The 24,424-nt window shown below is 39.9% G+C and carries 19 protein-coding genes and 1 pseudogene; 11 read left to right on the forward strand and 9 right to left on the reverse strand.

All coding sequences use genetic code 11. The features are described from left to right. The first annotated feature begins 122 nt into the window (after positions 1–122). Complete coding sequence (locus tag ABJD64_RS14085; RefSeq protein ID WP_348182565.1) at positions 123–2,741, forward strand: valine--tRNA ligase; 2,619 nt, start codon at positions 123–125, stop codon at positions 2,739–2,741. Between the two features lie 26 nt (positions 2,742–2,767). Further along, positions 2,768–3,064 carry a hypothetical protein gene (locus ABJD64_RS14090; protein WP_348182567.1) on the forward strand — a complete coding sequence of 99 codons (297 nt, stop codon included), beginning with the start codon at positions 2,768–2,770 and terminating at the stop codon, positions 3,062–3,064. 3 nt (positions 3,065–3,067) lie between these two features. On the opposite strand, the gene ABJD64_RS14095 is transcribed toward ABJD64_RS14090, so the two are convergent. The 3 genes from ABJD64_RS14095 to ABJD64_RS14105 are packed head-to-tail and all read right to left on the reverse strand — an operon-like array spanning position 3,068 to position 6,273. Further along, positions 3,068–4,294: an alanine dehydrogenase gene (locus ABJD64_RS14095; protein ID WP_348182568.1), complete on the reverse strand. Its 1,227-nt coding sequence runs from the start codon at positions 4,292–4,294 to the stop codon at positions 3,068–3,070. Further along, a complete protein-coding gene (tsaE, locus tag ABJD64_RS14100) occupies positions 4,287–4,709 on the reverse strand; it encodes a tRNA (adenosine(37)-N6)-threonylcarbamoyltransferase complex ATPase subunit type 1 TsaE (protein WP_348182570.1) in 423 nt (140 codons plus the stop codon). The genes ABJD64_RS14095 and tsaE overlap by 8 nt, the downstream gene beginning before the upstream one ends. Before the next feature lie 4 nt (positions 4,710–4,713). Then, positions 4,714–6,273, reverse strand: coding sequence for a PglZ domain-containing protein (locus ABJD64_RS14105; RefSeq protein WP_348182572.1), 1,560 nt, complete (start codon positions 6,271–6,273; stop codon positions 4,714–4,716). 94 nt (positions 6,274–6,367) lie between these two features. Between ABJD64_RS14105 and ABJD64_RS14110 the strand changes: the two genes are divergently transcribed. The 8 genes and pseudogenes from ABJD64_RS14110 to ABJD64_RS14145 all read left to right on the forward strand — a co-directional run bounded on the left by ABJD64_RS14110 (position 6,368) and on the right by ABJD64_RS14145 (position 18,041). Continuing rightward, complete coding sequence (locus ABJD64_RS14110) at positions 6,368–7,597, forward strand: HD domain-containing protein (RefSeq protein WP_348182574.1); 1,230 nt, start codon at positions 6,368–6,370, stop codon at positions 7,595–7,597. 150 nt (positions 7,598–7,747) lie between these two features. After that, positions 7,748–8,239 (forward strand): annotated as a pseudogene (gene fabZ / locus ABJD64_RS14115) (3-hydroxyacyl-ACP dehydratase FabZ); the annotation flags it as partial. Positions 8,240–8,532: 293 nt separating this feature from the next. After that, complete coding sequence (locus ABJD64_RS14120) at positions 8,533–8,988, forward strand: hypothetical protein (protein WP_348182576.1); 456 nt, start codon at positions 8,533–8,535, stop codon at positions 8,986–8,988. A gap of 116 nt (positions 8,989–9,104) precedes the next feature. Further along, positions 9,105–10,061, forward strand: a complete 957-nt coding sequence (locus ABJD64_RS14125) for an aldo/keto reductase (RefSeq protein WP_348182578.1) — start codon at positions 9,105–9,107, stop codon at positions 10,059–10,061. A 191-nt stretch (positions 10,062–10,252) separates the two neighbouring features. Further along, positions 10,253–11,374, forward strand: coding sequence for a glycoside hydrolase family 18 protein (locus tag ABJD64_RS14130; RefSeq protein ID WP_348182579.1), 1,122 nt, complete (start codon positions 10,253–10,255; stop codon positions 11,372–11,374). Between the two features lie 187 nt (positions 11,375–11,561). Beyond that, on the forward strand, positions 11,562–12,374 hold the full coding sequence (locus tag ABJD64_RS14135) for a hypothetical protein (RefSeq protein ID WP_348182581.1): 813 nt from the start codon (positions 11,562–11,564) through the stop codon (positions 12,372–12,374). A 102-nt stretch (positions 12,375–12,476) separates the two neighbouring features. Further along, the gene (locus ABJD64_RS14140) at positions 12,477–15,563 is read left to right on the forward strand and encodes an ATP-binding cassette domain-containing protein (protein ID WP_348182583.1); all 3,087 of its coding nucleotides are present in this window, start codon (positions 12,477–12,479) and stop codon (positions 15,561–15,563) included. A 27-nt stretch (positions 15,564–15,590) separates the two neighbouring features. After that, on the forward strand, positions 15,591–18,041 hold the full coding sequence (locus ABJD64_RS14145; protein WP_348182585.1) for a zinc-dependent metalloprotease: 2,451 nt from the start codon (positions 15,591–15,593) through the stop codon (positions 18,039–18,041). Positions 18,042–18,085: 44 nt separating this feature from the next. Here ABJD64_RS14145 and ABJD64_RS14150 read toward each other — a convergent pair whose 3' ends face one another. Further along, a complete protein-coding gene (locus ABJD64_RS14150; RefSeq protein ID WP_348182587.1) occupies positions 18,086–18,505 on the reverse strand; it encodes a helix-turn-helix domain-containing protein in 420 nt (139 codons plus the stop codon). Positions 18,506–18,606: 101 nt separating this feature from the next. Between ABJD64_RS14150 and ABJD64_RS14155 the strand changes: the two genes are divergently transcribed. Beyond that, a complete protein-coding gene (locus ABJD64_RS14155; protein WP_348182589.1) occupies positions 18,607–19,053 on the forward strand; it encodes an SRPBCC domain-containing protein in 447 nt (148 codons plus the stop codon). A 173-nt stretch (positions 19,054–19,226) separates the two neighbouring features. Here ABJD64_RS14155 and ABJD64_RS14160 read toward each other — a convergent pair whose 3' ends face one another. From ABJD64_RS14160 to ABJD64_RS14180, 5 genes are all read right to left on the reverse strand, one after another. Beyond that, entirely contained in the window at positions 19,227–20,390 is a 1,164-nt protein-coding gene (locus tag ABJD64_RS14160) for a hypothetical protein (RefSeq protein WP_348182592.1), read from the reverse strand. Then, on the reverse strand, positions 20,377–21,060 hold the full coding sequence (locus tag ABJD64_RS14165) for an ABC transporter ATP-binding protein (RefSeq protein WP_348182593.1): 684 nt from the start codon (positions 21,058–21,060) through the stop codon (positions 20,377–20,379). Before ABJD64_RS14165 ends, ABJD64_RS14160 begins: the two co-directional genes overlap by 14 nt. 2 nt (positions 21,061–21,062) lie before the next feature. Next, the gene (locus ABJD64_RS14170; protein WP_348182595.1) at positions 21,063–22,277 is read right to left on the reverse strand and encodes an FtsX-like permease family protein; all 1,215 of its coding nucleotides are present in this window, start codon (positions 22,275–22,277) and stop codon (positions 21,063–21,065) included. Beyond that, entirely contained in the window at positions 22,274–23,503 is a 1,230-nt protein-coding gene (locus ABJD64_RS14175) for an FtsX-like permease family protein (RefSeq protein ID WP_348182597.1), read from the reverse strand. The genes ABJD64_RS14170 and ABJD64_RS14175 overlap by 4 nt, the downstream gene beginning before the upstream one ends. An 84-nt stretch (positions 23,504–23,587) precedes the next feature. Further along, positions 23,588–24,334 carry an outer membrane lipoprotein-sorting protein gene (locus ABJD64_RS14180; protein WP_348182598.1) on the reverse strand — a complete coding sequence of 249 codons (747 nt, stop codon included), beginning with the start codon at positions 24,332–24,334 and terminating at the stop codon, positions 23,588–23,590. Positions 24,335–24,424 lie beyond the last annotated feature (90 nt).

Below are 24,424 nucleotides of genomic sequence, written 5' to 3' on the forward strand. Positions count from 1 at the left end.
GCTAACCCAGCATTCCTTTTTTTTGTCCTTTTCTGGCAGCAGTGCTCGACATTAGCTCTTAAAAAAAGGGTCTAAGCGCTGAATTTTTATAATTTTGCCGTTCAATTTTTTAATGACGAGCAATGTCCATTTCTACAAAATATGATCCCGCGGAAGTTGAAGGAAAAATCTACCAAGAATGGCTAGAAAAAGGTTTTTTTCATTCAACTCCGAATCCTGATAAAGAACCCTATACCATTCTTATTCCTCCTCCTAATGTCACCGGATTGTTGCACATGGGGCATATGCTCAACAATACCATTCAAGACATCTTAATACGTAAAGCTCGTATGGAAGGTAAGGAGGCTTGTTGGATACCAGGAACTGATCATGCGTCTATTGCCACAGAAGCCAAAGTTGTAGGTATGCTGCGTGAACAAGGCATTAAGAAATCAGATCTTACCAGAGAGGAATTTTTGTCGCATGCATGGAAGTGGAAAGAAAAATATGGAGGGATTATTCTCAATCAACTTCAACGCCTCGGGGCATCTTGCGATTGGGATAGAACATTTTTCACTTTGGATGAGAAAAATTCAGATGCCGTTGAAGATGTGTTTATCAGCTACTTTAAAAAAGGGTTGGTATATAGGGATTATAAAATGGTAAACTGGGATCCAACCGCTCAAACTAACATTTCTAATGAAGAAGTGATTTATCGTGATACAGATGCTGCTCTTTATTATGTAAAATATGCCATCAAAGGTTCTGATGAATTTGTAACAATTGCCACAACACGTCCGGAAACCATTCTTGGGGATACAGCCATATGTATCAACCCAAATGATGAGCGCTATACTCATTTGAAGGGTAAACAAGCTATTGTCCCACTTGTAAATAGAATCATCCCAATTATTGAAGATGACTATGTAGATATTGAATTTGGTACGGGCTGCTTGAAGGTGACTCCCGCCCATGACACCAATGACTATGATCTGGGCCAGAAACATGACCTAGAAACTATCGACATTCTCAACGATGATGGCACACTCAATGAGGCCGCACAATTCTATATAGGTGAGAGTCGGGAAAGTGCCCGAAAACTGATATCAAAACAGCTTAAGGAACTGGGTAGCCTTATCAAAACCGAAAACCTGAGACATAAAGTAGGTTTTTCCGAAAGGAATCCCGACACAGCCATAGAGCCTAAACTATCCTTGCAATGGTTTGTAGACATGCAAAAATTGGTCACACCAGCGCTTGAAAATGTGATGAATGATAATATTCAGTTCTTTCCTGACAAGTTTAAAAACACCTACAAGCATTGGTTAGAGAATATCAAAGACTGGCCTATATCGAGGCAGCTATGGTGGGGACAACAAATACCAGCCTACTACTACGGAGAAACTGGAGTTGCCGTTGGTAAAACAAAGGAAGAGGCCCTAGATATGGCTAGAAAAGACTCAGGCGATGAAAATTTATCCCTTAATGATCTAAAACAAGACGAGGATGTCGTAGACACCTGGTTTAGTAGTGCGTTGTTACCGATTTCAGTTTTCGATGGATTTAGAAATCCAAATAATGAAGAATACAAATACTATTATCCCACTCAGGTATTAGTAACCGGTTGGGATATAATTTTCTTCTGGGTAGCCAGAATGATCATTTCTGGCTACGAGTTCGGAATGGATAAGCCCTTCGAGAAAGTATATTTCACAGGTATGGTCAGGGATTTGCAAAGGAGAAAGATGTCTAAGCAGTTAGGCAATTCTCCAGATGCACTTGGTCTTTTGGATCAGTATGGAGCAGATGGAGTAAGAGTTGGCATGCTCCTAAGTTCAGCAGCAGGAAACGACCTCCTTTTTGATGAGAAGCTTTGCGAGCAAGGTCGAAATTTCTCCAACAAAATATGGAACGCGTTTAGACTCATTAAATCATGGGAAGTGACTAATATAGAACAGGATCCAGCAGCAGCAGTAGCAGCTTCCTGGTTTGAAAATCGATTCAATGAAACTCTTGAGGAAATCAATGATCTATTTTCAAAATTCAGGCTGTCTGAGGCTTTAATGGCCACGTACAAACTGGTATGGGATGACTTCTGTTCTTGGTATCTGGAAATGATCAAACCTGGTTATCAGCAGCCAACCGATCAGACTACGGTAGACCAGGCAATTGGCTTTATTGAGCAATTAATGCGTGTGCTACACCCATTTATGCCTTTTATTACAGAAGAGATTTGGAAAAATATCAAATCGCGTGGGGAAAATGATTATTTGATCGTATCAGAATGGCCTGTTGTGAATTCATTCAATAAGAAGGAGCTTCAATTGACTAATGAAGTTTTTGAAATTATTTCCAACATTAGAAACGTGAGAAACTCGTCGGGGATATCACCGAAAACAGCATTGCAGCTATTTGTAAAATCAAATGAGTCACTTCCTTTTGAGCATTATGAGGTAGTTATTAAAAAATTGGCCAACATTGACTCAATTGCTACAACATTAGAAAAAATTGAAAACTCTTCAAGCTTCATTATAAGAAGAAATGAATTCTTCGTTCCATTAGGAGAACATGCCAGTGCCGAAGATCAGAAGGAAGATGCGATTAAAGAGATTGGTAGACTGAAAGGCTTCATTACGGGAATTGACAAAAAACTTAGCAATGATAGATTTGTGAATAATGCGCCGGAAAAAGTAATTGAAATGGAAAGAAAGAAAAAAGCTGACGCCGAAGCAAAAATTGCAATATTAGAAGCACAATTATAATTTAAAGCCAAAAGCACATGTTTTGATTGGAAGTATTCTTATTTATAACTACTTTGAAGAAATATAAAAATCAATCCAATAACAGAATGACAATTAAAAATACAGTTCTTGCATGTGCTCTTTTTTTTGTTTGTGCTTTATCATCATGCACAGGCGAACTTGAAGCGGAAAATGCCCAACTCAAAAAAGATTTAGCAGAAACTCAGGCCCAGCTTAAGGAGCAAACAAAACGTTCAGATTTTTCGAAGGAGCAGGCCACAACAGCGAAAAGAAGAGCTGATGAGGCAGAAAAAGCCTTAGCTGAGTGCAACGGAACAAAGTAATTCCTAAAAACGTGCCGCCATAAGCAGATTTAAATCTTTGAATCGTAATTTGAACTTCTCTGATAGGTGATAGTTGGTCATATATCCTTTATAGGTATAGACCCCTTTCATAAACCATTTGTTTTCAAAAATCATTTGATCAACCCCACCGTTGTTGGCAATACTGTTCAGGATGGGAGTAAAAATGTTACTAAGTACCTTGGTAGAAGTTCTAGGAACTTTTGACGCTATATTAGGAACGCAGTAATGTTTTACTCCAAATTTTTCGAATACCGGATTTTTCAAATTAGTGGGGCGTGACGTTTCGAAACATCCGCCTTCGTCGATACTTACGTCTACTACTACAGCACTGCTTTTCATTGCTTTCACCATATCCTCACTTACGATTTTCTTGAGAATTCCCTTATCAGCCCGGACGGCTCCAATCACCACGTCTGCTTCCATTAACGCTTTTTTCAATGCTACTTGATCGATTGTAGAAGTAAACACAGGTGAAGACAGAATGTGTTTCAGTCTATGAAGCTTGTAGAGATGTCGATCAAATACCTTTACTGAAGCTCCAAGGCCCAAAGCCGTTCTGGCTGCGTATTCAGCCACTGTCCCAGCACCAAGTATCACTACATTAGTTGGCGGCACGCCTGTTATTCCACCAAGTATGATCCCAACACCACCCTGATTTGTGCTCAAGTAATCTGCGGCAACAGGTATTACTACCGCCCCTACAATTTCACTCATAGCTCTGACTATCGGGAGTCCTCCGATTTGATCTTCAATGAATTCATACCCAATGGCGGTCGCCTTTTTCTGATTCAAGAGAGATAGTCGCTGTCCTAAATCTTTGTCAGCATGTATAGTTGAAATAATCGTTTTTCCCAAACTCATCATTTCAATTTCCTTTTTTGTTGGAAATTCTACCTTAAGGATCAAGTCCGATTTGAATATTTCGCTTGCACTCTTTGTGATATTGGCACCGGCCTCTGTGTACTCCTTATCAAAAAAGTTGGCAGCATTGCCTGTCCCTGACTCGATGAGTATTTTGTGACCATGACTGGTGAGGGCTCCTACCGCCTTTGGAGTAAGAGGCACACGATTTTCGTAGGTCGAGTTTTCTTTTGGAATACCAATGTTCAAAGATTGATTGGTTGTACGTACAGACGCCAATTTCTCTTGTGGATACAATTTAGATTCTTCTACCAGCGCCGATACGCTGCCCATCAAATGCTTATTCATGCTTACTTAGGCTGACAATTCGATTCCTTTCGTTATCTAAGTTAATACTAATTTTTAGGTTTTTAGCTGGGATTAGAGAAGGTATCCTTTCCCACCATTCGATAAAGCATAGTCGGCCTGAATAGAAATATTCATCGGCGCCTATATCGACAGCCTCGATTTCATTTTCTATTCTATAGAAATCAAAATGATAGAATTCATCACCAGACTGATTTTCGTAGACGTTCACCAGAGCAAAAGTTGGCGAACTTGTTTCGTCAACTATACCCAACTGTCTGCAGATTGCTTTTATGAGAGTTGTCTTACCTGCTCCCATCTCTCCTTCAAATAACCAGATGGTTTCTCCTTCAGCATATTTAATGATCTCATTGGCTACGCTGTCAATGTCTTTTAAGTAAGATAGATCTAATTGCACAATTTTAACTCTTTGGGATCAAATGGATCAGCGGTACAATCATTTCCTCCATGGATATCCCTCCATGTTGGAAAGTGTCTTTATAATAGTTTACGAAGTGATTATAATTATTTGGGTAGACAAAAAAATCATCCTTCAAACCAAAAATATAAGAACTGGATACATTTTCCTTTGGTAGATGTAACTCTTCCGGGTTTCGGCAAATCATAACACCTTCCGTATCATCAACATTGAGGTTTTTCCCCACTTTGTAGCGCAGGTTGGTATTTGTCTTTTTGTCACCTACTATTTTGTAAGGCTTTTTCACGCGAATCGTTCCATGATCTGTCGTGATAATTACTTTCACATCTTTTTGAGCCAGTATTTGAAGTAATTCAAGTAATGTTGAATGCTTAAACCACGATAATGTCAATGATCTATACGCTGGTTCATCCGGCGCCAATTCACGAATCATTTTCATGTCCGTTCTGGCATGAGAAAGCACATCAATAAAATTATAAACTATAGCATTCAAATCATTGTTGAGCAAGTTATTCACATTAGCCACTAATTGGCGACCATGCTGTTTTTGCAAAATCTTATGATAAGAGAAGCTAATATCAAAATTATTTCGTTTCAGGTTTCTTCTCAGAAACTCCTCTTCCTGCATATTTTTACCCTCCTCACCATCTTCAGATATCCAGATATCACTATGTTTTTTGGCCATCTCGTCAGGCAACATGCCACTAAAGATTGAATTTCTTGAATATGCAGTTGTTGTGGGCAACGTGGCATAAAATGGTACTTCCTTTTCTATGTTATAATATTCTGAAATAATGGGTTCTAGTATTTCCCATTGATCATACCTCAGATTATCAATCAAAAAGAAAAAAACCGGTCTTTTTTCTTCTAGTAAAGGAAATACTTCCTCTTTCATTAAACGATACGAAAGCAACGGCTTATCTATATTGGGGTCGTTGAGCCAATCCGGATAATTATCCATTATAAACTGACAAAATTCAGAATTAGCCTCATCTTTTTGCATATTGAGTACTTCAGCCATTGCCCTTTCTTGAGTGTCATCTATTTCCAGTTCCCAATAGACCATCTTTTTGTACACATCTATCCACTCCTGAAAATCGAGGTTTTCATTTACGGCAGAACTAATATTCCTGAAATCCTGCTGATAATTCATATTGGTTTTCTCAGTTACCAGCCTTTTATTATCTAAGATTTTCTTAACGGACAGTAGTATTTGATTAGGATTCAGAGGCTTGATCAAATAATCGGCAATCTTTGCCCCAATGGCCTCCTCCATGATATGTTCTTCTTCACTCTTAGTGATCATCACAACAGGGACATTGGGATGGCTTGTTTTTATTTCGGCCAAAGTTTCCAGCCCTGTAAGTCCGGGCATATTTTCATCCAAAAACACTACATCGAAAACATTGCTCTTCATTACATCCAAAGCATCTGAGCCACTATTTACCGGTGTGACATTGTAGCCTTTGTTATTCAAAAAAAGTATATGGGGTTTTAAGAGATCAATTTCATCATCGGCCCATAATATTTCATAATTTCGCATATTGTATATTTCTTTGAATAATTTGAATGCTCTTTTGCAAGAAGGTTCAAAATAAGGGAAACCGGATACAACTACCTACTAATCGCATCTCAATTTGACTACTAACAAAAACAAAATTATCAATGACCCGGTATATGGCTTCATCACCATACCCAATGATCTGATATTTGAAATTATACAACATCCCTTTTTTCAGCGCCTTCGCCAGATCAAACAGCTTGGTTTGACCAGTTTAATTTATCCGGGCGCATTACATACCCGCTTCCATCACGCATTAGGTTCAATGTATCTAATGCAGCAAGCGTTGCATAGTCTACGCTCAAAAGGCATAGAAATTTCAGACAAAGAGTTTGAGGGCTGCCTAATTGCCATTTTACTACATGACATCGGTCATGGACCATTCTCTCATACTTTAGAATTCAATTTGCTCAATGATATAACTCATGAAAAGATTTCTGTACTTTTCGTAGAGCGCCTCAATACAGTATTTGGTGGAGCCCTCGATACGGCGTTAAAAATTTTCACCAATCAATACCCTAGAAATTTCTTTTATCAGTTGGTTTCTAGCCAGCTCGATATCGACAGACTTGACTACCTGAAACGTGATAGTTACTTCACTGGAGTGTCAGAAGGTCATATAGGTTCGGAACGAATCATTAACATGCTGAATGTAAAGAACGACGAAATCGTGGTTGAAGAAAAAGGAATTTATAGTATTGAAAATTTCCTTAGTGCTCGGCGCCTGATGTATTGGCAGGTCTATCTACACAAAACGGCCGTAAGTGCTGAGGAAATGCTCATCAAACTCATCCAGAGAGCAAAGTATTTAACCCAAAACGGAGTGAATGTGCCTGCAACCCCGGCACTTAAAATACTTCTGGAACGAAATATAGCCCTCAAACATTTTGAGGAAGATTCTGAAATACTTGACCTTTTTGCTTTGCTTGATGACAGTGACATTTGGGGCTCAATGAAATTTTGGAGAGAACACGAAGACATCATTCTTTCAGGCCTAAGCACTAAGCTACTTGAGCGGCGAATTTTCAAGATTATCCTTGCAAATGAAAAACCCCTCTCAGAATGGGTAGATGCTCTCAAATCTAAAGTACAGGACAAATATCAACTCAATTCAGATGAAATCGACTACTATACGGGGTCGGGTCAAATTAGCAATTCAGCCTATATATCAAGTGGTCAAAAAATCAAGATTTTAACTAAAAAAGGATCAACGGTCGATATTGTAAAAGCGACAGATCTACCTAATGTAAAAGCTATGAGTAAAATTGTAACTAAACATTTTTTTTGTTGGCCTGAGGTAGATTGAGCTTAGGATAACTTTCATTTGAGAATAATTATGTTCGGCCTTCGCAGAAGGCTATTATGTTGCGGAATTTTAGGTATTAGCATCTCATCTTGAATAAAATTCCGCTAAATTGCCGACTTCAAATCAAATCAAACAATTGTTAATAAATTCAGCATGGAAAAAACCGAATCAGTAGTTCCGGCATATGATCCAAGTATGCCAGCGGCTTTTGACATCAATCAAATCACAAAAATTTTACCACATCGCTACCCATTCCTTCTTATTGACAGGATTTTTTATAAGGATGAAACCACTGTGGCTGGTATAAAAAATGTGACTTTTAACGAACCTTTTTTTCAGGGACATTTTCCTGACAACCCAGTAATGCCTGGTGTTCTGCAGATCGAAGCTATGGCACAGATTGGTGGAATTCTGGTATTGACTTCAGTACCTGATCCCGAAAATTACTGGGCCTATTTCATGGGTGTTGAAAAATTTAAATTCAGAAAAATGGTTTTGCCTGGCGATACACTCGAAATTAAGTGTGAGCTGCTTGAGCCTATACGAAGAGGTATAGCCAAAATGAAGGGGACTGCGACTGTAGCTGGAAAAGTGGTTTGCCAAGGAGAAATGACTGCTACTATCGTTAGAAAAGATAGTTAAATCTACCCTCAATATCTCTCGCAAGAGGTGAAAACTATCTCATTTATTATTCTATGTTTCGACTTTACTTTATTCCAAATTCGTGGAGCGAGATTTTTAGAAAAAAATGATAAATCCAAAATTGCAGCTCCATACTGAGATAATAAGTACCTTTCCAACGGATCGGCATGGATTCACAACAAATTTGGTAAGGAGTAATTTCATCGAATTATGGATGGGTTATTAGGTATAATATTCAAAAAGATATATTTTTGAGAGATTAGGATTTTATTAATTTAAAACACACAACAACAATGAAACATTTTTCAAACATTTTTAAAAGCGCGCTATTCCTATCACTCGTAGTAGCAATGGCGAGCTGCGGAGGAAGTGATGATCCAGGACCAGGAGAAGACACTACTCTTGCAGATGCTTTAGCAGGATTGATCAAAGGTCAAGCTAATTTTAATTCCGTAGTTAAACCTACCGGAGCTACAGATTTAGATTGGTCTGCTATGACTATTCAGTTTTCAGGAACAGTGGATGGTGGAACATACGCTACGACCAATTCGGCTGATGCAACAGTCTGGCCTGCTTCTGGCACGTGGGTTTTCACTGATGCGACCGGAACAAAGGTGACCAGAGATGACGGCGTAGTTGTAACAATTAGAGTTGGAACGCAGCTAGAAACCGAATTCACAATTCCAGAGCCAGGGGGCAGAACAAAAGTTGTCTCAGGAGGATGGTTATTCACTTATGATTATCAATAAATAAGAAATAAAACAATATTCAAAAACCTCTTGAGCCTAGCTTGAGAGGTTTTTTTGTGACTATACTTTTCTGCCTCAGATTAAAACCTGTATTTTTAAAAAAAACATCTTCGACTATGAAATCATATGCAATGAGCAATGGCGATCAAATGCCTGCACTTGGACTTGGCACCTGGAAGTCTGAACCCGGAGACGTATATAAAGCCGTCCGCTCAGCGTTGTCCGTAGGCTACCGCCACTTTGATTGTGCCTACATTTATCAAAATGAACAAGAAATAGGAGCTGCACTACACGATGCGATCATGACTGGTGAGGTGAATCGCGAGGAACTTTGGATTACTTCCAAGCTTTGGAATACGCATCATGGGCTATCAGATGTACGAGAATGTTTGCAAATCACCTTGAAAGCCTTACAGCTTGAATACCTTGATCTCTATCTGATACATTGGCCAGTGGCACAGCAAAAGGATGTCATCTTTCCTGAGGACGGAAGTGGATTGATTAGTTTGAGTGAAATCACTCTTGAAGAAACCTGGAGAGGCATGGAAGAAGTGCTTTCCGAGAAACTTACCAGGCACATTGGAGTGTCCAATTTTAGCACGAAGAAAATCGATAGGGTAAATCAGACAGCAAAACACAAAATTGAAGTTAACCAGGTTGAGTTACATCCTTTGCTTCAGCAAAAGGAGTTGTTAGAGTATTGCAATGAAGAGAATATTATTGTCACAGCGTATTCCCCACTTGGTTCACGTGATCGAATAGCACAGATGAAAGCTGATGATGAACCGGATCTATTCAAAATCCCTGAAATCGTAGATATTGGAAAAGAACACAATTGTTCTCCTGCTCAAGTACTCATTGCCTGGGCCATCAACCGTGATACAGTAGTAATACCCAAGTCTACCAATGAGGCTCGGCTAAGACAAAACTTTGAGGCTGCAGATATCAAACTTTCCCTTGAAGAAATGTCTCAAATTGATCAGCTAGATAAACATTATCGGTATGTGACAGGTGCTTTTTTTGCTTTACCTGGCTCAGACTATACAGTTGCTAACCTTTGGGATGAAGAGTAATGAAGAAGGAAGATAGCAGTCTGAAAAGGATTGCTCAAACCACTCTTGAAACCAAGTAGATTTATCTTATCTCTGCATTGGGAGGCTCAATGACTCCATTCGGCGAATACCTTTCTAAAAAAAGAGAAATCAGTTTAATTTCATGTTAAAAGAATGATGATTCTAATCACCTGAAAGATTCCCATATGAAGATGGCAAACAAATTGTTATTGATGGTTGGATTTGCTCTTGGTTTAGCCGCTTGTGGAACCGAGAAAAGCCAATCAGAAGAACCTCAAAAAGCTTTTATTGAAAACTCATTAGACATCATAGCTTATTACAGCGGAAGCGGGGCTGATATCGGCAACTATCCTATAGAGAAGCTGGATCAAATCATCTATAGTTTTCTACATTTAAAAGGTAATGAGTTGGCCGTTGATAATGCAGAAGACAGTCTGTCACTATTGCAAATCGCAGCACTAAAAAAAGAATACCCTGGCTTAAAAGTACTAGTTGCACTGGGAGGTTGGGGAGGTTGCGAAACCTGTTCCGAGATTTTCTCAACTGAGGAAAACAGAAAAACATTCGCCTTATCTGTTATTAGCCTTTTAAAAAAATACAATGTTGATGGACTCGATCTCGATTGGGAATATCCTGCGATCAGCGGCTATCCGGGCCACTCCTACAAACCAGAAGACAAACAAAATTTTACGGCTTTGGTGCAGGAATTGAGGTCAGCCATGGGCAACGATTATGAGTTAAGTTTTGCTGCCGGAGGGTCTGACAGATTTCTCATAAACTCAGTAGAATGGGATAAGGTCATGCCCATGTTTGATCGGGTAAATTTAATGTCTTATGATTTGGTCGGTGGCTTCAGTGGATCGACCGGCCACCATACTCCTCTATATTCCAATCCGGATCAACAATCGTCTGCAAATGATGCCATACAGTTTCTCGATTCGATTGGCGTTCCTATGGAAAAAATAGTAATTGGAGGAGCGTTCTATGCAAGAATGTGGGAAAATGTAGCTAACGAGAACAACGGCTTGTATCAATCCGGAAAGTTTCTCAAAGCTATAAGCTATCCCGAACTTGATGACATACTATCTACGAGCAATGATTTTACAACCTTTTGGGACTCTACTTCTATGGCTCCGTATGCCTATAGTGAATCTTTAGAACAATTTGCAACATATGATGATCCCAGATCATTGGCAGCCAAAGTGCAATACGTTAAAGAAAAGAAGCTTGGAGGGATTATGTTTTGGGAATTACGCAATGACAAAAAACAAAATGGATTGCTCAATGCTATTTACGAAAGTGTAAATAAATAACTAACCATAAAAAAAGGGTCACCTTATGATATGACTCAAGTGCCGGGCACCGCTCTTTTCTTTAAAAGCTCGTGAATCAAGCAATCCTTTACTTACAAAATCAAATTTCTAATTTGACTTCACTTTTCTAATTCAATTCTTTTAAATTGCCTCCTTTGTAAAGAGAGTCGATCATTAAATCAATACTATGAAAAATATTCTGAACATCCTTTGTATCGGATTGCTAGTTGCCTCGGTTGTAGCTTGTAGTTCTGGTAAAAAATCTGAAGAAGCTGACAAGGCCACGTTGGAAAATGTAAAAGAAAAAGTAGAAAAAGAATTTGAATATCCTATTCCTACCTCTTTCGAGGTGACCGAACTACTTCAGGATGCCGGAGCAGCATTTGTATGGAACATTACCAATCCATCTACCAATGTGGATAAATATGAAACACAACGCGATAAAGCCCTAAACCTCGGTGTATATGGGGCCGACCTGAGTTATGCATGTACATACAATAGCCAAGAGGAGACCATGGAAATGCTTAAAGCTTCTAAGACGCTTATAGATGGTTTAGAAATCCCCAGCGTATTTGATGACGAGATGGTGGCAAGAGTAGAGAATAACTTGGGCAACAAAGATTCACTAATTCTTATTGTGACAAAGTCGTTCTACAACACTTATTCCGAATTGAACAAAGCAGGTCAGGACAAAATGTCTTTTCTTGTAGTAGCAGGTAGCTGGATAGAGGGCATTTACATTACTTGTCAATTGGCTATCTCAAGCGAATACGATCCTCGAATGTTGAACATTGTTGCAGAGCAGAAAAAATCGGCTAACAAACTAGCTGAGTTTGCTACTCAATATGCAGATGATCCGGATATTGAGGCTGTAAGACCGCTTCTAGAATTCATGAAGATCATTTATGAAGGAATAGACCCTGCTACGGGTATTACAAAGGGACAACTTGACGACATCTTCAGCAATGTAGAAAGCACAAGAAACGAGATTATCGGATAGCCGAACAAATAAAAATAGAATTAAATAGAAGGCATCTCGCAGTAGCGTGATGCCTTTTTTTATATATTTATTTCCTGAAGCCTTAATAAAGAACTTACCTGTATGAGTGAATCGATTATCAACGCATTAATGCGTTTGTTTGCCATTATTGAAAGTGTGAAGGACGAAGTGGTCGATTCTGGCGATATAATCGTAAAACCTTATCTCGAAAGACAGCTCAACCACGATCTCGCACAGCAATACCTGAATCTGTATCAGGACTATGTAGAGTTTTATAGACGTGAGGCTTCATCATCTGAAGAAGAACTCGAAAACGAGACTAAAAACATCATCCAGGTTACCAAAATCTGCCAACAACTCAATAAAGAATTACTACAGCATGAGCGCGTAATCGTTTTTATCCAGCTTGTAGAACTGATCAATACTGACAATAAGGTTTCCGACAAGGAAAACGACTTTATGCAGCTGGTAGCACTAAATTTCAACCTTCCAAAGCAGGAGATCAATGACATTACGTCTTTCATCTTAGATCCGGACATAAAGAAACTTTCCAAGGCAAATGGCATGTTGATCGACAATAAAGTGACCGAATGGCCTGAAGAAATCGCCTGGATGATGAAAAAGAAAAATCAGCCGGGCATTACTGAGTTTCGACATATTCATGTAGAAAACCTCTTTGGACAGATTAAAGTACTGTTTGTTCAGAGCATCAGTACCTTTGTAATTCAATACGAAGGGCCCCTCAACCTATATCTCGAGGGGAACAAAGTTTCAAAAAATAAAACTTACATTCTCAAGTCGGGTGCGATTATCAAAGGCAGTACCATAGAACCAATCTATGAGTCTGAGATAAGCAAGCGCTTTCTCCTCGATCTTAAAAAAATCAATCTGGTCTTACATGGCGAAGACATGCAGTTCCGATTCAAAAATAGTTTCAATGGCATCCAGCCCTTTAGTTTTTTTGAGGAATCTGGTCAGCTCATTGGGATCATGGGAGGCAGTGGAACTGGTAAGTCTACGCTGATAAACCTACTCAATGGCAAGTTGGAGCCTTCTGCAGGAAAAATTAAGATCAATGGCCATAGCATTCCACGTTGTGTCCATTCTGGAGTAATCGGATATGTGCCACAAGACGACCTTTTATTTGAGGAGCTCACAGTATATCAAAACTTGTATTTCAATGCTAAGCTTTCATTTAGTGACTTCTCTAAAAAGAGACTGGATTTGGCGATCAACAAGGTATTGGAAGACCTTGATATCGATGAAATCCGGGACCTCGAAGTTGGCAGTCCGCTCAATAAATTCATCAGTGGCGGACAAAGAAAGAGGCTCAATATTGCCCTTGAACTTTTGCGTGAACCCTCAGTCCTTTTCGTGGACGAACCTACCTCAGGGTTATCTTCTACGGATTCTGAGGCAGTAATGAATTTATTAAAAGAGCAAAGCAGGAAGGGAAAATTGGTTATAGCCATTATTCATCAACCATCTTCAGATATTTTTAAACTATTTGATAAGCTTTGGCTGCTAGACAAAGGTGGATACCCAATCTATAATGGCAACCCCGTCGATGCAGTGGTTTATTTCAAAACGATGAACACCCAGGTGAATGCCGCTGAAAGCGAGTGTCGTGTTTGCGGCAATGTGATTCCGGAACAAATTCTCCACATCATCGAGGCCAAGGAAATCAACGAAAATGGAGAAGCTACCAAACAGCGGAAAATTTCTCCAAGTCAATGGTATGAAAAGTACAAGGAGAATCTGGCCCCAAAACTCAAAAAGATTAAATATCAGACGGCGCTTCCTCCCTCCAACTTCTTGATTCCAAACTTGGCTCAGCAGTCCAATATCTTTCTCCAGCGAATACTGCTCTCCAAAAAAACCAATCTTCAGTACATACTGCTCAACTTGTTTGAGCCTCCACTGCTCGCATTGATATTAGGGATTCTTTCTAAATATTCGGTAGGAAACGAATATATTTTTAGTGAAAATAAAAACATTCCCGTCTATCTTTTTATGACTGTCGTGGTTGCGCTCTTCCTGGGATTATCCGTCAGTGCCGAGGAGATATTCAAAGATAGAAAAGTGCTTGAGCGAGAATCATTTCTTAACCTCAGCAGATTTAGCTACATAAATTCCAAAATTATATACCTTTTCGGATTGTCTGCTTTGCAAATGTTCATATTTGTTTGGTTTGGCAACTATCTGCTTGAGATCAAAAATTTGAATTTCAATTTCTGGCTGATTCTATTTTCTACCGCATGCTTTGCCAATATTGTAGGACTCAACATTTCTTCCGGCTTGAACTCGATCGTTACCATATACATTTTGATTCCACTGATACTGGTGCCGCAACTATTGCTTGGTGGAGCTATGATCAAGTTTGACGAATTGCATCATAAGATTGGAGATAAAAAACATGTACCGCTGATTGGAGATACCATGGTTTCCAGATGGGCTTATGAATCTCTGGCAGTTGAGTTATTCAGCAACAATGACTATGAACAACACTTTTTTGAATTTGATAAGAGAATGAGTGATGCTAGTTTCAACTATGCTTACCTCATACCAAGAATTCAAAATAAGTTGAACGTAGTCTATCACAATATTGAAATCGGCAACCTCTCCACGGCACTGGAACGTGAAATAGATTTATGTCGTAGGGAGTTAGAAAAAATGCAGGAGAAGGATGATAATAACCCATTTTATCGACTAAGGTTTCTCACGAAAGACAAGTATGATTCAACATCCCATCAGCAGTTGCTTTCTCAATTAAATCTGCTCAAAAAGAGGTATAAAAACCTAAAGGATGAGGCAGTAAAAGAAAGGGAGGCCCATTACTTCGAATTGGTCGAAGAAATGGGAAAAGATGGTCTGTTGAAATTAAAAAACAGCAGTCACAATAAGACTCTTGAAAACCTGGTCACTAATCGCGATGAGATCGAAAAAATCTTCGAAGCGGACGACGAACTGATACAGAAGAAAGATCCCATATTTAAGACACCAGATTCTCATTTTGGAAACGCACATTTCTATTCTCCAGTTAAAGTTTTTGGATCCCTACACATAGATACTTTTTACTTCAATATTATTGTTATTTGGTTGATGACCATGTTCTTCTATATGACTTTGTATTACGATACTCTTCGTAAATGCATTACGTTTATTACCAATAAATTCAATAAATATTAAACATCACCTTTAACCTTTAACTCAAAAATGAAGCTCAATTATTTACTCATTCCTCTGGCCATGCTATGTACGCTGGCAAGCGCTCAAAAAAAGAAAAAAAATAAGCCATCTCAAGAAGCCGTTTCTGCAAACAATAGCAGTCGTGTTTCGGGTTTTATCGACTATTCTTTGGATGAAAGTCAAGACCGAATCCTTCTACACGTTTCCCGGCTGGAAGAAGAATTTCTTTATCTGAGTTCTCTATCTTCAGGTGTTGGTTCAAACGACATCGGCCTTGATCGGGGGAAATTAAATGAAGAACAGGTCGTAAGATTTGTCAAATTCGGAAATAAGCTGCTACTGATTCAATCCAACTATAGTTTTCGAGCGATAAGTGACAATCCGGATGAGACACGTGCCGTTCGTGAGGCGTTTGCTCAATCTGTCATTTGGGGATTCTATATAGAAGAAGAAATCAATGGAGTTTATACGGTCGATGCTACTTCCTTTTTTGTTCGTGATGCAGCCAGCATAAGCCAAACATTGTCCCAAACAAAGCAGGGCAATTATAATCTAGATTTGACCCGATCAGCACTCAATTATTCCCGCATTAAAAACTTTCCGAAAAATTCAGAGTTTGATGCATTTCTTACTTTCGTCGGCGAACCCAAAGGTGACTGGATTAATTCAGTTACACCTTCGCCAGAGGCCGTCACAGTAGCTGTCCATCACTCATTTGTGGCGCTGCCAGATTCTAACTATCAACCTCGCAAATTTGATCCTCGTGCTGGCCTATATGGTATTGAATACTACGACTTCGCTACTCCTATAGGGGAGCCTTTAAATAAAAAATTTGTCAATCGACACAGGCTTGTCAAGAAAAATCCGTCGGCCGCTAAATCAGAAGCAGTAGAGCCCATTGTCTATTACCTTGATAGAGGAGCACCCGAGCCCATCCGAAGTGCACTAATGGAAGGAGCCTCCTGGTGGAATCAAGCTTTTGAGGCAGCCGGTTTTATCGATGCCTTTCAGGTAAAACTATTGCCAGAAGGTGCAGACCCAATGGATGCCAGGTACAATATCATACAGTGGGTTCACCGTTCTACACGTGGTTGGTCGTATGGTACGGGCGTTTCCGACCCACGTACCGGTGAAATCATAAAGGGTCATGTCACCTTAGGCTCTCTTCGAGTCCGTCAGGATTATTTAATTGCTGAAGGTCTTCTTTCTCCTTATGTCAATGATTCAACCGTTTCTCCCGAAATGGAGAAAATGGCGTTAGCCAGATTACGCCAGCTTTCGGCCCACGAAGTGGGTCACACACTAGGTTTAGCACATAGTTACGCATCCAGTTCGGAAGGACGTGCTTCGGTCATGGATTATCCGCATCCCAAAATTGATTTGATTGATGGAAATATATCTTTAGCGCATGCTTATGATGACAAAATTGGTAACTGGGATAAAGTAGCTATTGCCTACGGTTACACACAGTTTACTGAAGATACCGATGAAGATGAGGCGCTCAGCGAAATCATCTCAAAGTCACTGAAAAATGGTCTCACTTTCCTTTCTGATCAGGATGCAAGGCCTCAAGGCGGTTCACATCCTTACGCACACCTTTGGGACAATGGAAAGGATGCCGTTGCTGAACTCCGTCACTTGATGGAGGTACGAAAAATTGCTCTTAGAAATCTGGGTAAAAATTCAATACCGAAGGGAACCACTTATGCAAAATTGGAAGAGATACTAGTACCTATTTATTATCTGCATCGTTATCAGGTAGAGGCGGCAGTCAAACTTGTAGGTGGTAGAAATTATCGCTATGCACACAAAGGTGATGGTCAATTAATCACTGAGGAAGTACCCGGAGACTTGCAGATAATGGCCATCGATGCCTTACTTAAAACAGTAGAACCTCATAATCTGGTTTTACCTGAAGATTTGCTTGCCATGATACCACCTCGCCCATTGCATGTCGCTCGAACTAGTGAATTAGTAGAATTACGAACTTCACCCAATTTTGACGCGCTATCAGCTGCAGCAACTGCTAGTGATCTGGTATTTTCACTTATGCTCAATCCACAACGTGCTTCACGAATGATTGAGTACAGCAGCCGCAACACAAATCAGCCCGGCCTTGAACTATTAATCAACAAAATGATTGCTGCTACCTGGTACCAAAAACCTGAAAAAGGCTATTTGGGAGAAATCCAACATGTGGTCAATCTCAACTTACTGAATCATTTGATAAGACTGGCAGCAGACGAATCAGCAAATCCACAAGCCAATGCATTGGCCTATCAAACTCTTTTGAAGCTAAAGGGTCGTTTAGCTGGCAAACTACCAGCTTCGCCTAATAGCAACACACTGGCCAATCGCCAATATGCCGTTAGGTTGATCGAATTGTTTCAAAATGATCCAGATGATTTCGAAACCAACAAAGCTCCTGAAATACCAGCAGGTTCACCTATCGGAATGGATATGAGGTGCGGGTTCTAATGTATCAATTGATGATCTTGAACACAATCTTTTCAGTTTTATACCTAAAGATGTTCAACTCTTAATTGCTGCATGATGGCTTGAATTGCTTGTTCTCCACCGTCTAAAATCCGTTTCGCTTTGGCAGCATCTTCGGCATCCACAGGCTTATATTTCAAACTCCACCTGACGTTTTCCATCAGTACGGGAAATAGGTCTATACCCTTGTCCGTAAGTAAGTAAATAATTTTTTGCTTGTGATTAGGATCGTTCTTCCTGTGAATGATACCCTCCTCTTCCAAAGACTGAAGTCGGCTCGTTAAAATATTGGTTGCAATTTTCTCTTTCGACTGAAGAAATTCTCTGAAATGTTTCTTTCCCTCGATCATCATATCACGAATAATAAGTAGCGTCCACTTGTCGCCAAACACATCGAGAGCCAGGTATTGAGGGCAATGCGATTTGTATTTTTTTTGTTCGGGCATAAGAAATGTTCAATTACCACTTGCAATATAAAACTAGTTTATTACATTTGAAACCAGTTGTATTATACAACTGGTTAATTTTACTGATTTACCCCCTTGTCATGAGAAACGAAACTATTTTAGAAAAATCTTATCAGCGGTCAGTCTTGCTGAATACTGCTCCTCAGAAAGCGTTTGAAGCTCTCACAAATGAAATTTCCAAATGGTGGGGGGACACCTATCTCTCAGCCCAAAAAGTGGGAGATACTTTCAAAGTGTCATGGGGAGAACCCTACTACCAGTTTGAGGTGACTCAGTTAAAACCAAATGAAAAAATTGTTTGGGATTGCATCGACTGTAATCAAATCCATGAGGGACTCGAAGGAATCGAAAAGGAATGGGTGGGCACAAAGCTCTTTTGGACTATAGAAGACATGGCCAACGGGCAAACCAGGGTTAGTCTTTTGCACGAGGGGCTGGTTCCGTCTTTCATTTGCTACGATGTCTGTCATTCAGGTTGGGATCATTTTATTAAGGATAGTTTAAAGAACTATCTAGAAGGTAATTAGTCCATCGTTGGAATTTCTGTTTTTGTAAAAGCTAAAAACGCTAATACCGATTCATTTTATCAGATAGAAGTCAAAGATTTTCACGCGGCTCTTTCCATCATTAAAATGGACCCACGGATCAGAATCTGTCATATCTTAAAGACTCACCCAATCATATCAACGGAGTCGATTACTTAGAAGCTGTATTTGAATCGGCCAAAGATCAGCGATCCGCCGTCTCCGTAAAGCGTCATTCGATCGCCGCGAAACAGCTGAGCTGCGATCAAAAAATCAAAATTTTCTACCACAGACCAGCTCACGTTTGGGCCAATAAACAATGAACCGTCTTTTGGATTTATCATAGATGCCAAAGCGGCACTGAGAATAGGTGATAATGCTCCCGAAACCTGGAAAAACAAATTATGCATAGCCGGACTCAGTGTTTGCACACTTAAACTTCGATCCAAATAAAAAGCTGAATAATTACCATTTTCAACGTTTAGTCCTCTGGAATTAAAAAGGTAGGCTGTTTGTAGATAGATACCGTTCGACATCGTATAGTCAAACTCAACCGTGCCTACAAATTGTGTTTCTTCAACTTTGTCTTCTTTTGGTATAAAATAAGTCCCTTCTCCCTTGAAGCCGGCACCTTTTATATCACCAGCCCAGCCTCCACCAACCACAAAAAATTCGCGTTGATAACCTCCGATGAATTGAATGTCATAAGTGTTCTTGTTGAATTTGTATTTGGCCGCTAGCGTACTTTGTTCTAAATCATCTGCCAGCGCATAGACCATACTCACCGACGATGTGGATCCCGTATAATAATTGAACTGAACAGCATCCGTACCTGGACGCTCTTCATAATCAAAGTCGAAAAATGAATAGGAATTGAAGATATCATTCGGGTTCCAAATCAATGCTGTCCCCCAATTGACACGTTGTCGCCCGGCTATAATTTCTAGTTTGTCATTTTGATAAGTCAGATTCATCCGATCAAAAACAGAATGTAATGCTGTACTGGTGCCATTTGACCAGAGTATGCTTAAATCAAAGTATCCGGTGTCATCGCCCAGGTTAGAGTAGATAAATGGAATGTCTCTTACCAACTCTCCCCAAAAGAAGCGATTTCTCATAGAAGTTTTAAAAGTAAGATTTTCACTCAGATACCAGGTATAGTTCAAACGATTGTGAAGAAAATTGTCTGTGATCATGGTGCTGTCATATGCCGGTACGATTGTCGTATGCATATACTTCAGATAGCCGTTGAGCGTCATGTTGCTTTTCCCATCCTGCGATTGAATATGCTGCGCTATTGAGACCAGCACACAGACCAGCAAGAGCTTACTTGGTTTCATCGGCGAGTACTTTACCATCATCCAATTTGATCAATCTCTTAGCGCGGCTCATCACCCGATCATCATGAGTGGAAAAAATAAATGTAGTCTCTTCTTTTTCATTCATTTTCAACATGAGATCCAGTAGGTTATTGGTAGCCTTGCTGTCCAAATTGGCCGTGGGTTCATCCGCTAAAATGAATTTTGGTCTCGAAGCCAGTGCTCTTGCTACCGCCACTCGCTGCTGCTGACCTCCCGATAGTTGATTAGGTCGCTGATGTGCTTTGTCAGCTATCTCCATGGCTTCTAGCAATTCCATCACTCGCTCTTCGACGGTTTTCTGCGGAAACTCCTGTAACTCCATAATAAAAGCCACATTTTCGTAAGCGCTCATTACCGGTATGAGGTTATACGCCTGAAATACAAAGCCAATATTATGTAATCTAAAGTCCGTTAGCTCGGTGCCTGTCAGTTTGGAGATGTCTTCTCCCTCTACACTTACTGAACCCGTTGTTGGTGTTTCTAATCCGCCTAATAGATTCAAATACGTGGTCTTTCCGCAGCCAGAAGGTCCCACAATGGCGGAAAATTCCCCTTTCTCAAAAGAGAGAGTGATGTCATTGACCGCATGCACTGGCACCGTGTCCGGGTTATATACTTTACTGACGTTTGCTGTTTGTATAACACTCATGATTAATCTCTTATAGCTAATGCAGGGTTCAACTTAAATGCTCTGATAATTGGGAATATAGAAGATAGCACGGCTGTAAATACAACCATTAATGTGATAATCGCATAAAAACTGTAGTCCAGTTTTGGATAAATATGAGCGGACATACCAAACTGTTCCATGCCTTCTTTGAAGCTCTCGAAATGCATACCTGCACTTCCGAAATATTCTATAGCTCCAAGTGCCAATAGGTTACCCATGACACCTCCTACCAGACACAAGAAGATAGTTTCAAGGGTAATCATTTTGGCAATCTTTCGCTTACTCATGCCTAGTGATCTGAGCATACCTATTTCTTTAGTTCGTTCCAGTATCACCATCAACATGGTATTGATAATACCAAAGATCAGAGCAATGAGGACTATTCCAACAAGTATGTAATTGAACAAGGTCATCATTGAGCCACTCATGCTCAAGGTAGGGTTAATTACTTTCCAGTCCCGTATTTTGAAATCAGGGAAAGTATGCTGTAAAACATTGACTGTGCTTTCCAGGATTTCCGGGCTGGTCACCCGAAGTGCTACCTCATGCACTTGGCCATCTTCCAGTTTTAATATTTTTTGTAAATCAGATTTCCTGACAAACACATTGCGATCATCGAACATGGTACTGTTAGTATCAAAAATTCCATTCACCTTGAAATTCTCATAGGCCATATTTCCCGTCTTATCTGCAAGCGTAAAGATGATTTTAGATTTCAACCTTACTTTGAGTTTTTCCGCTAACCGCTCTGAAATTATGACGGGTTTGAATTTGGACTTGGTTTCTAGGTATTGCCCATCAATCATGAATTGATGCACTTCAGTTACCTTTTTTTCCTCCTCAGGGTCTATCCCTATCAAGCTCACCTGAGTGCTATTATTGGCTGTCATTGCCATCGCCTCTGTTCTTATTCTCGATGTGTACGACCGCACATTCGTATTCTTTTTTAGTACGGAAGCTAGCTCCTTCTCTCCCATGGTTAATCCTAGTTCTTCCATGATCAGATATTGTGCCTGATGAATCTGAACCTCTGAAATTTCGTTTTCGATCGCGTTTTTAATCCACTTGTCGACCATGCCATTCGACATGCTCGCAATGAGCAAAGCACCAAAAAGCCCCATGGTCAGTGCTAAAATCACAGCAAAGCTCCGGGTCTTATTTCTCCATACATTACGCCATGCGAGTGATGCGATCATTGTCTTCCACGAATTATATCCACAATATTAAATTTCATGATGTTGTTGAGCGGAATGACTGAAGCAACAATACTCACGCAAAGAACTACAGCAAATTGCAACACCATATATCCGGGTTTAATAGATATTTGCAAAATTGGCTCCATGTTCATTTGACGATACATATCCGCACTCTCCTCAGGTACCGGAATAGGGTTCAGATAATAAAAATACACCGCAGGGAAACTAATGATTAGTCCGGCCAGAGCCCCTATTCCTGCAATCATAATAGACTCAAGAATAACCTGAGTCAATAGCTTGGTTCTACGCATACCGATAGCAATCATGATAGAAAACTCTTTCTTCCTCTCCATGGTCATCATGAGAATGGTTCCGAAAAGCCCAAATCCGATCACCATGTATAAGATACCGATCATGATTTTTCCGAAAAAATTGTCGGACTCTATACCAGACAAAATCTCCTTGTTCATGGTTCTCCAGCCTCTGGCTTCGAGCAATGTCGTATCCATTTTCGATTGGTAGTAAGTCTGCGTATTAGATACTTCTTCGTTATCCTTGAGTACTAAGTTCACATTGGTAAGCCTACCTTCCATAAAAAACAAATACTGTGCGGTGGCCAAGGGCAAAAAGACCAGTCGTTTATTAAATTCAGCCATGGGATGATCATAAATACCCTTTATCGGATATTTGGCCGCCGCAGTGACTCCCATATAGCCTTGACCAAGCAACACAATCGTGTCTCCCACGCCAATTCTGAGAAATAGCGACAGTTCCTTTCCTATTAGGACTGCTTCATCTTCATCACTCAAATATGAACCCTCAATAATTTTTTCCGATAGGTTAATCTGACGATCCTGCACTTGCGGGTCAACTCCCTGCACCAAAACGCCTCGGGTATGCTGGCCCGAAGAAACCAGTGCTCCGCTGAACAGTTGGGGTACCCAAAAGTCCAGATTAGGGTCAGCCCTGAGCACCTCTTCCAGGTTTGGCGGGAACTCCATGCTGTTCAAAAGTGTCTTATCATCCCAATAGAGTTTGTCCATCAGTGCCACATGGCCCGTGGTTGATGTGATAGCATCATCAAGCATCTTATCATAAGTACCCAGCTGTAATCCACGCATCATTGTGGCAATAACCACCGCAAATGTCACGGAGGCCAACGTGATGTAAGTTCGCTTTTTATTTCGCCAGAGATTCCGCCAGGCCAAGATGATTTTTCTTTTCACGTGTTTATCATTTGATTTTTATAGGTCACATGGAACCGCCATGACATAATCCACTTATAAGTATGATCCTTCTACATGATGGTTTCATCGTACTCGTTTCATGTTTTGTTGAGAAAAGAAACCTTGCTGAAGATTGGTACTAAATTTCAAATTCTTATTTAACATGATCGTTTGGTTACCTGGCTTATTCAGTGGTGTCATGACCAACTTAGCAGGCAGTTTTCGATCATCAAACTGCGTAATCTCAGAAGCCTCCATAGTATTGATTAATTCAAAATCTTCATCAAAATACTCGCCCTTCATCTGGTAATATTCTTCCTTAGAAACCCACATGTTAATTTTTCCCCACACCACCGATGAGTTCGGCTTTGGGATAAGTTCAATTTTGTAACAATCAAGACCATCTATCTGATCTTCTCCAATCAGTTTATGAGTATAATCTTCTACCAGGCTATTCATTTTCACTAAATCGTCGTTGGTGAAATCCGATCCCATCCAATTTTGTCCCATCATGGATGGAGGCAATTTTATCATTCGGCTAATATTCGGAATCCAGTTCCACATGTCCGTTTGCCTCTTCAAAAACACCTGACCCTTGTCTCTGGCCGGACCGGTTATATAAATCAAAAAATATTCATTCCCTAAACTCCATGATTTCATAGTCATGGATCGTGTATATCTTGGTCGGACGATGGTCATTTCCATTTCGCCCTGGCTACTTTTTCCGTTGAGCTTATCAAGTGATTTCTGAATGATTTCTGTTGAATTCTGCGCAAATGCCGAAAGGGAAGTAAGGCATACTAGAACAAGTATCTGAGTTAATTTGATCATGAATTGAATTTAAAACATATTGTTCAAATCTATAGTCGAATATGATTCTAAAAGGTTCAAAAAAAGGCGTAGTTTTTTTTTCTCGAATTA

The organism is Reichenbachiella sp., assembly GCF_039944555.1.
GTDB lineage: Bacteria > Bacteroidota > Bacteroidia > Cytophagales > Cyclobacteriaceae > Reichenbachiella.

Coding starts and splice junctions, on each gene's coding strand:
- ABJD64_RS14085 (WP_348182565.1), top strand. CDS start 123: ATGTCCATTTCTACAAAATATGATCCCGCGGAAGTTGAAGGAAAAATC.
- ABJD64_RS14095 (WP_348182568.1), bottom strand. CDS start 4,294: ATGAATAAGCATTTGATGGGCAGCGTATCGGCGCTGGTAGAAGAATCT.
- ABJD64_RS14105 (WP_348182572.1), bottom strand. CDS start 6,273: ATGCGAAATTATGAAATATTATGGGCCGATGATGAAATTGATCTCTTA.
- ABJD64_RS14120 (WP_348182576.1), top strand. CDS start 8,533: ATGAAACATTTTTCAAACATTTTTAAAAGCGCGCTATTCCTATCACTC.
- ABJD64_RS14125 (WP_348182578.1), top strand. CDS start 9,105: ATGAAATCATATGCAATGAGCAATGGCGATCAAATGCCTGCACTTGGA.
- ABJD64_RS14130 (WP_348182579.1), top strand. CDS start 10,253: ATGGCAAACAAATTGTTATTGATGGTTGGATTTGCTCTTGGTTTAGCC.
- ABJD64_RS14135 (WP_348182581.1), top strand. CDS start 11,562: ATGAAAAATATTCTGAACATCCTTTGTATCGGATTGCTAGTTGCCTCG.
- ABJD64_RS14140 (WP_348182583.1), top strand. CDS start 12,477: ATGAGTGAATCGATTATCAACGCATTAATGCGTTTGTTTGCCATTATT.
- ABJD64_RS14145 (WP_348182585.1), top strand. CDS start 15,591: ATGAAGCTCAATTATTTACTCATTCCTCTGGCCATGCTATGTACGCTG.
- ABJD64_RS14150 (WP_348182587.1), bottom strand. CDS start 18,505: ATGCCCGAACAAAAAAAATACAAATCGCATTGCCCTCAATACCTGGCT.
- ABJD64_RS14155 (WP_348182589.1), top strand. CDS start 18,607: ATGAGAAACGAAACTATTTTAGAAAAATCTTATCAGCGGTCAGTCTTG.
- ABJD64_RS14160 (WP_348182592.1), bottom strand. CDS start 20,390: ATGAAACCAAGTAAGCTCTTGCTGGTCTGTGTGCTGGTCTCAATAGCG.
- ABJD64_RS14165 (WP_348182593.1), bottom strand. CDS start 21,060: ATGAGTGTTATACAAACAGCAAACGTCAGTAAAGTATATAACCCGGAC.
- ABJD64_RS14170 (WP_348182595.1), bottom strand. CDS start 22,277: ATGATCGCATCACTCGCATGGCGTAATGTATGGAGAAATAAGACCCGG.
- ABJD64_RS14180 (WP_348182598.1), bottom strand. CDS start 24,334: ATGATCAAATTAACTCAGATACTTGTTCTAGTATGCCTTACTTCCCTT.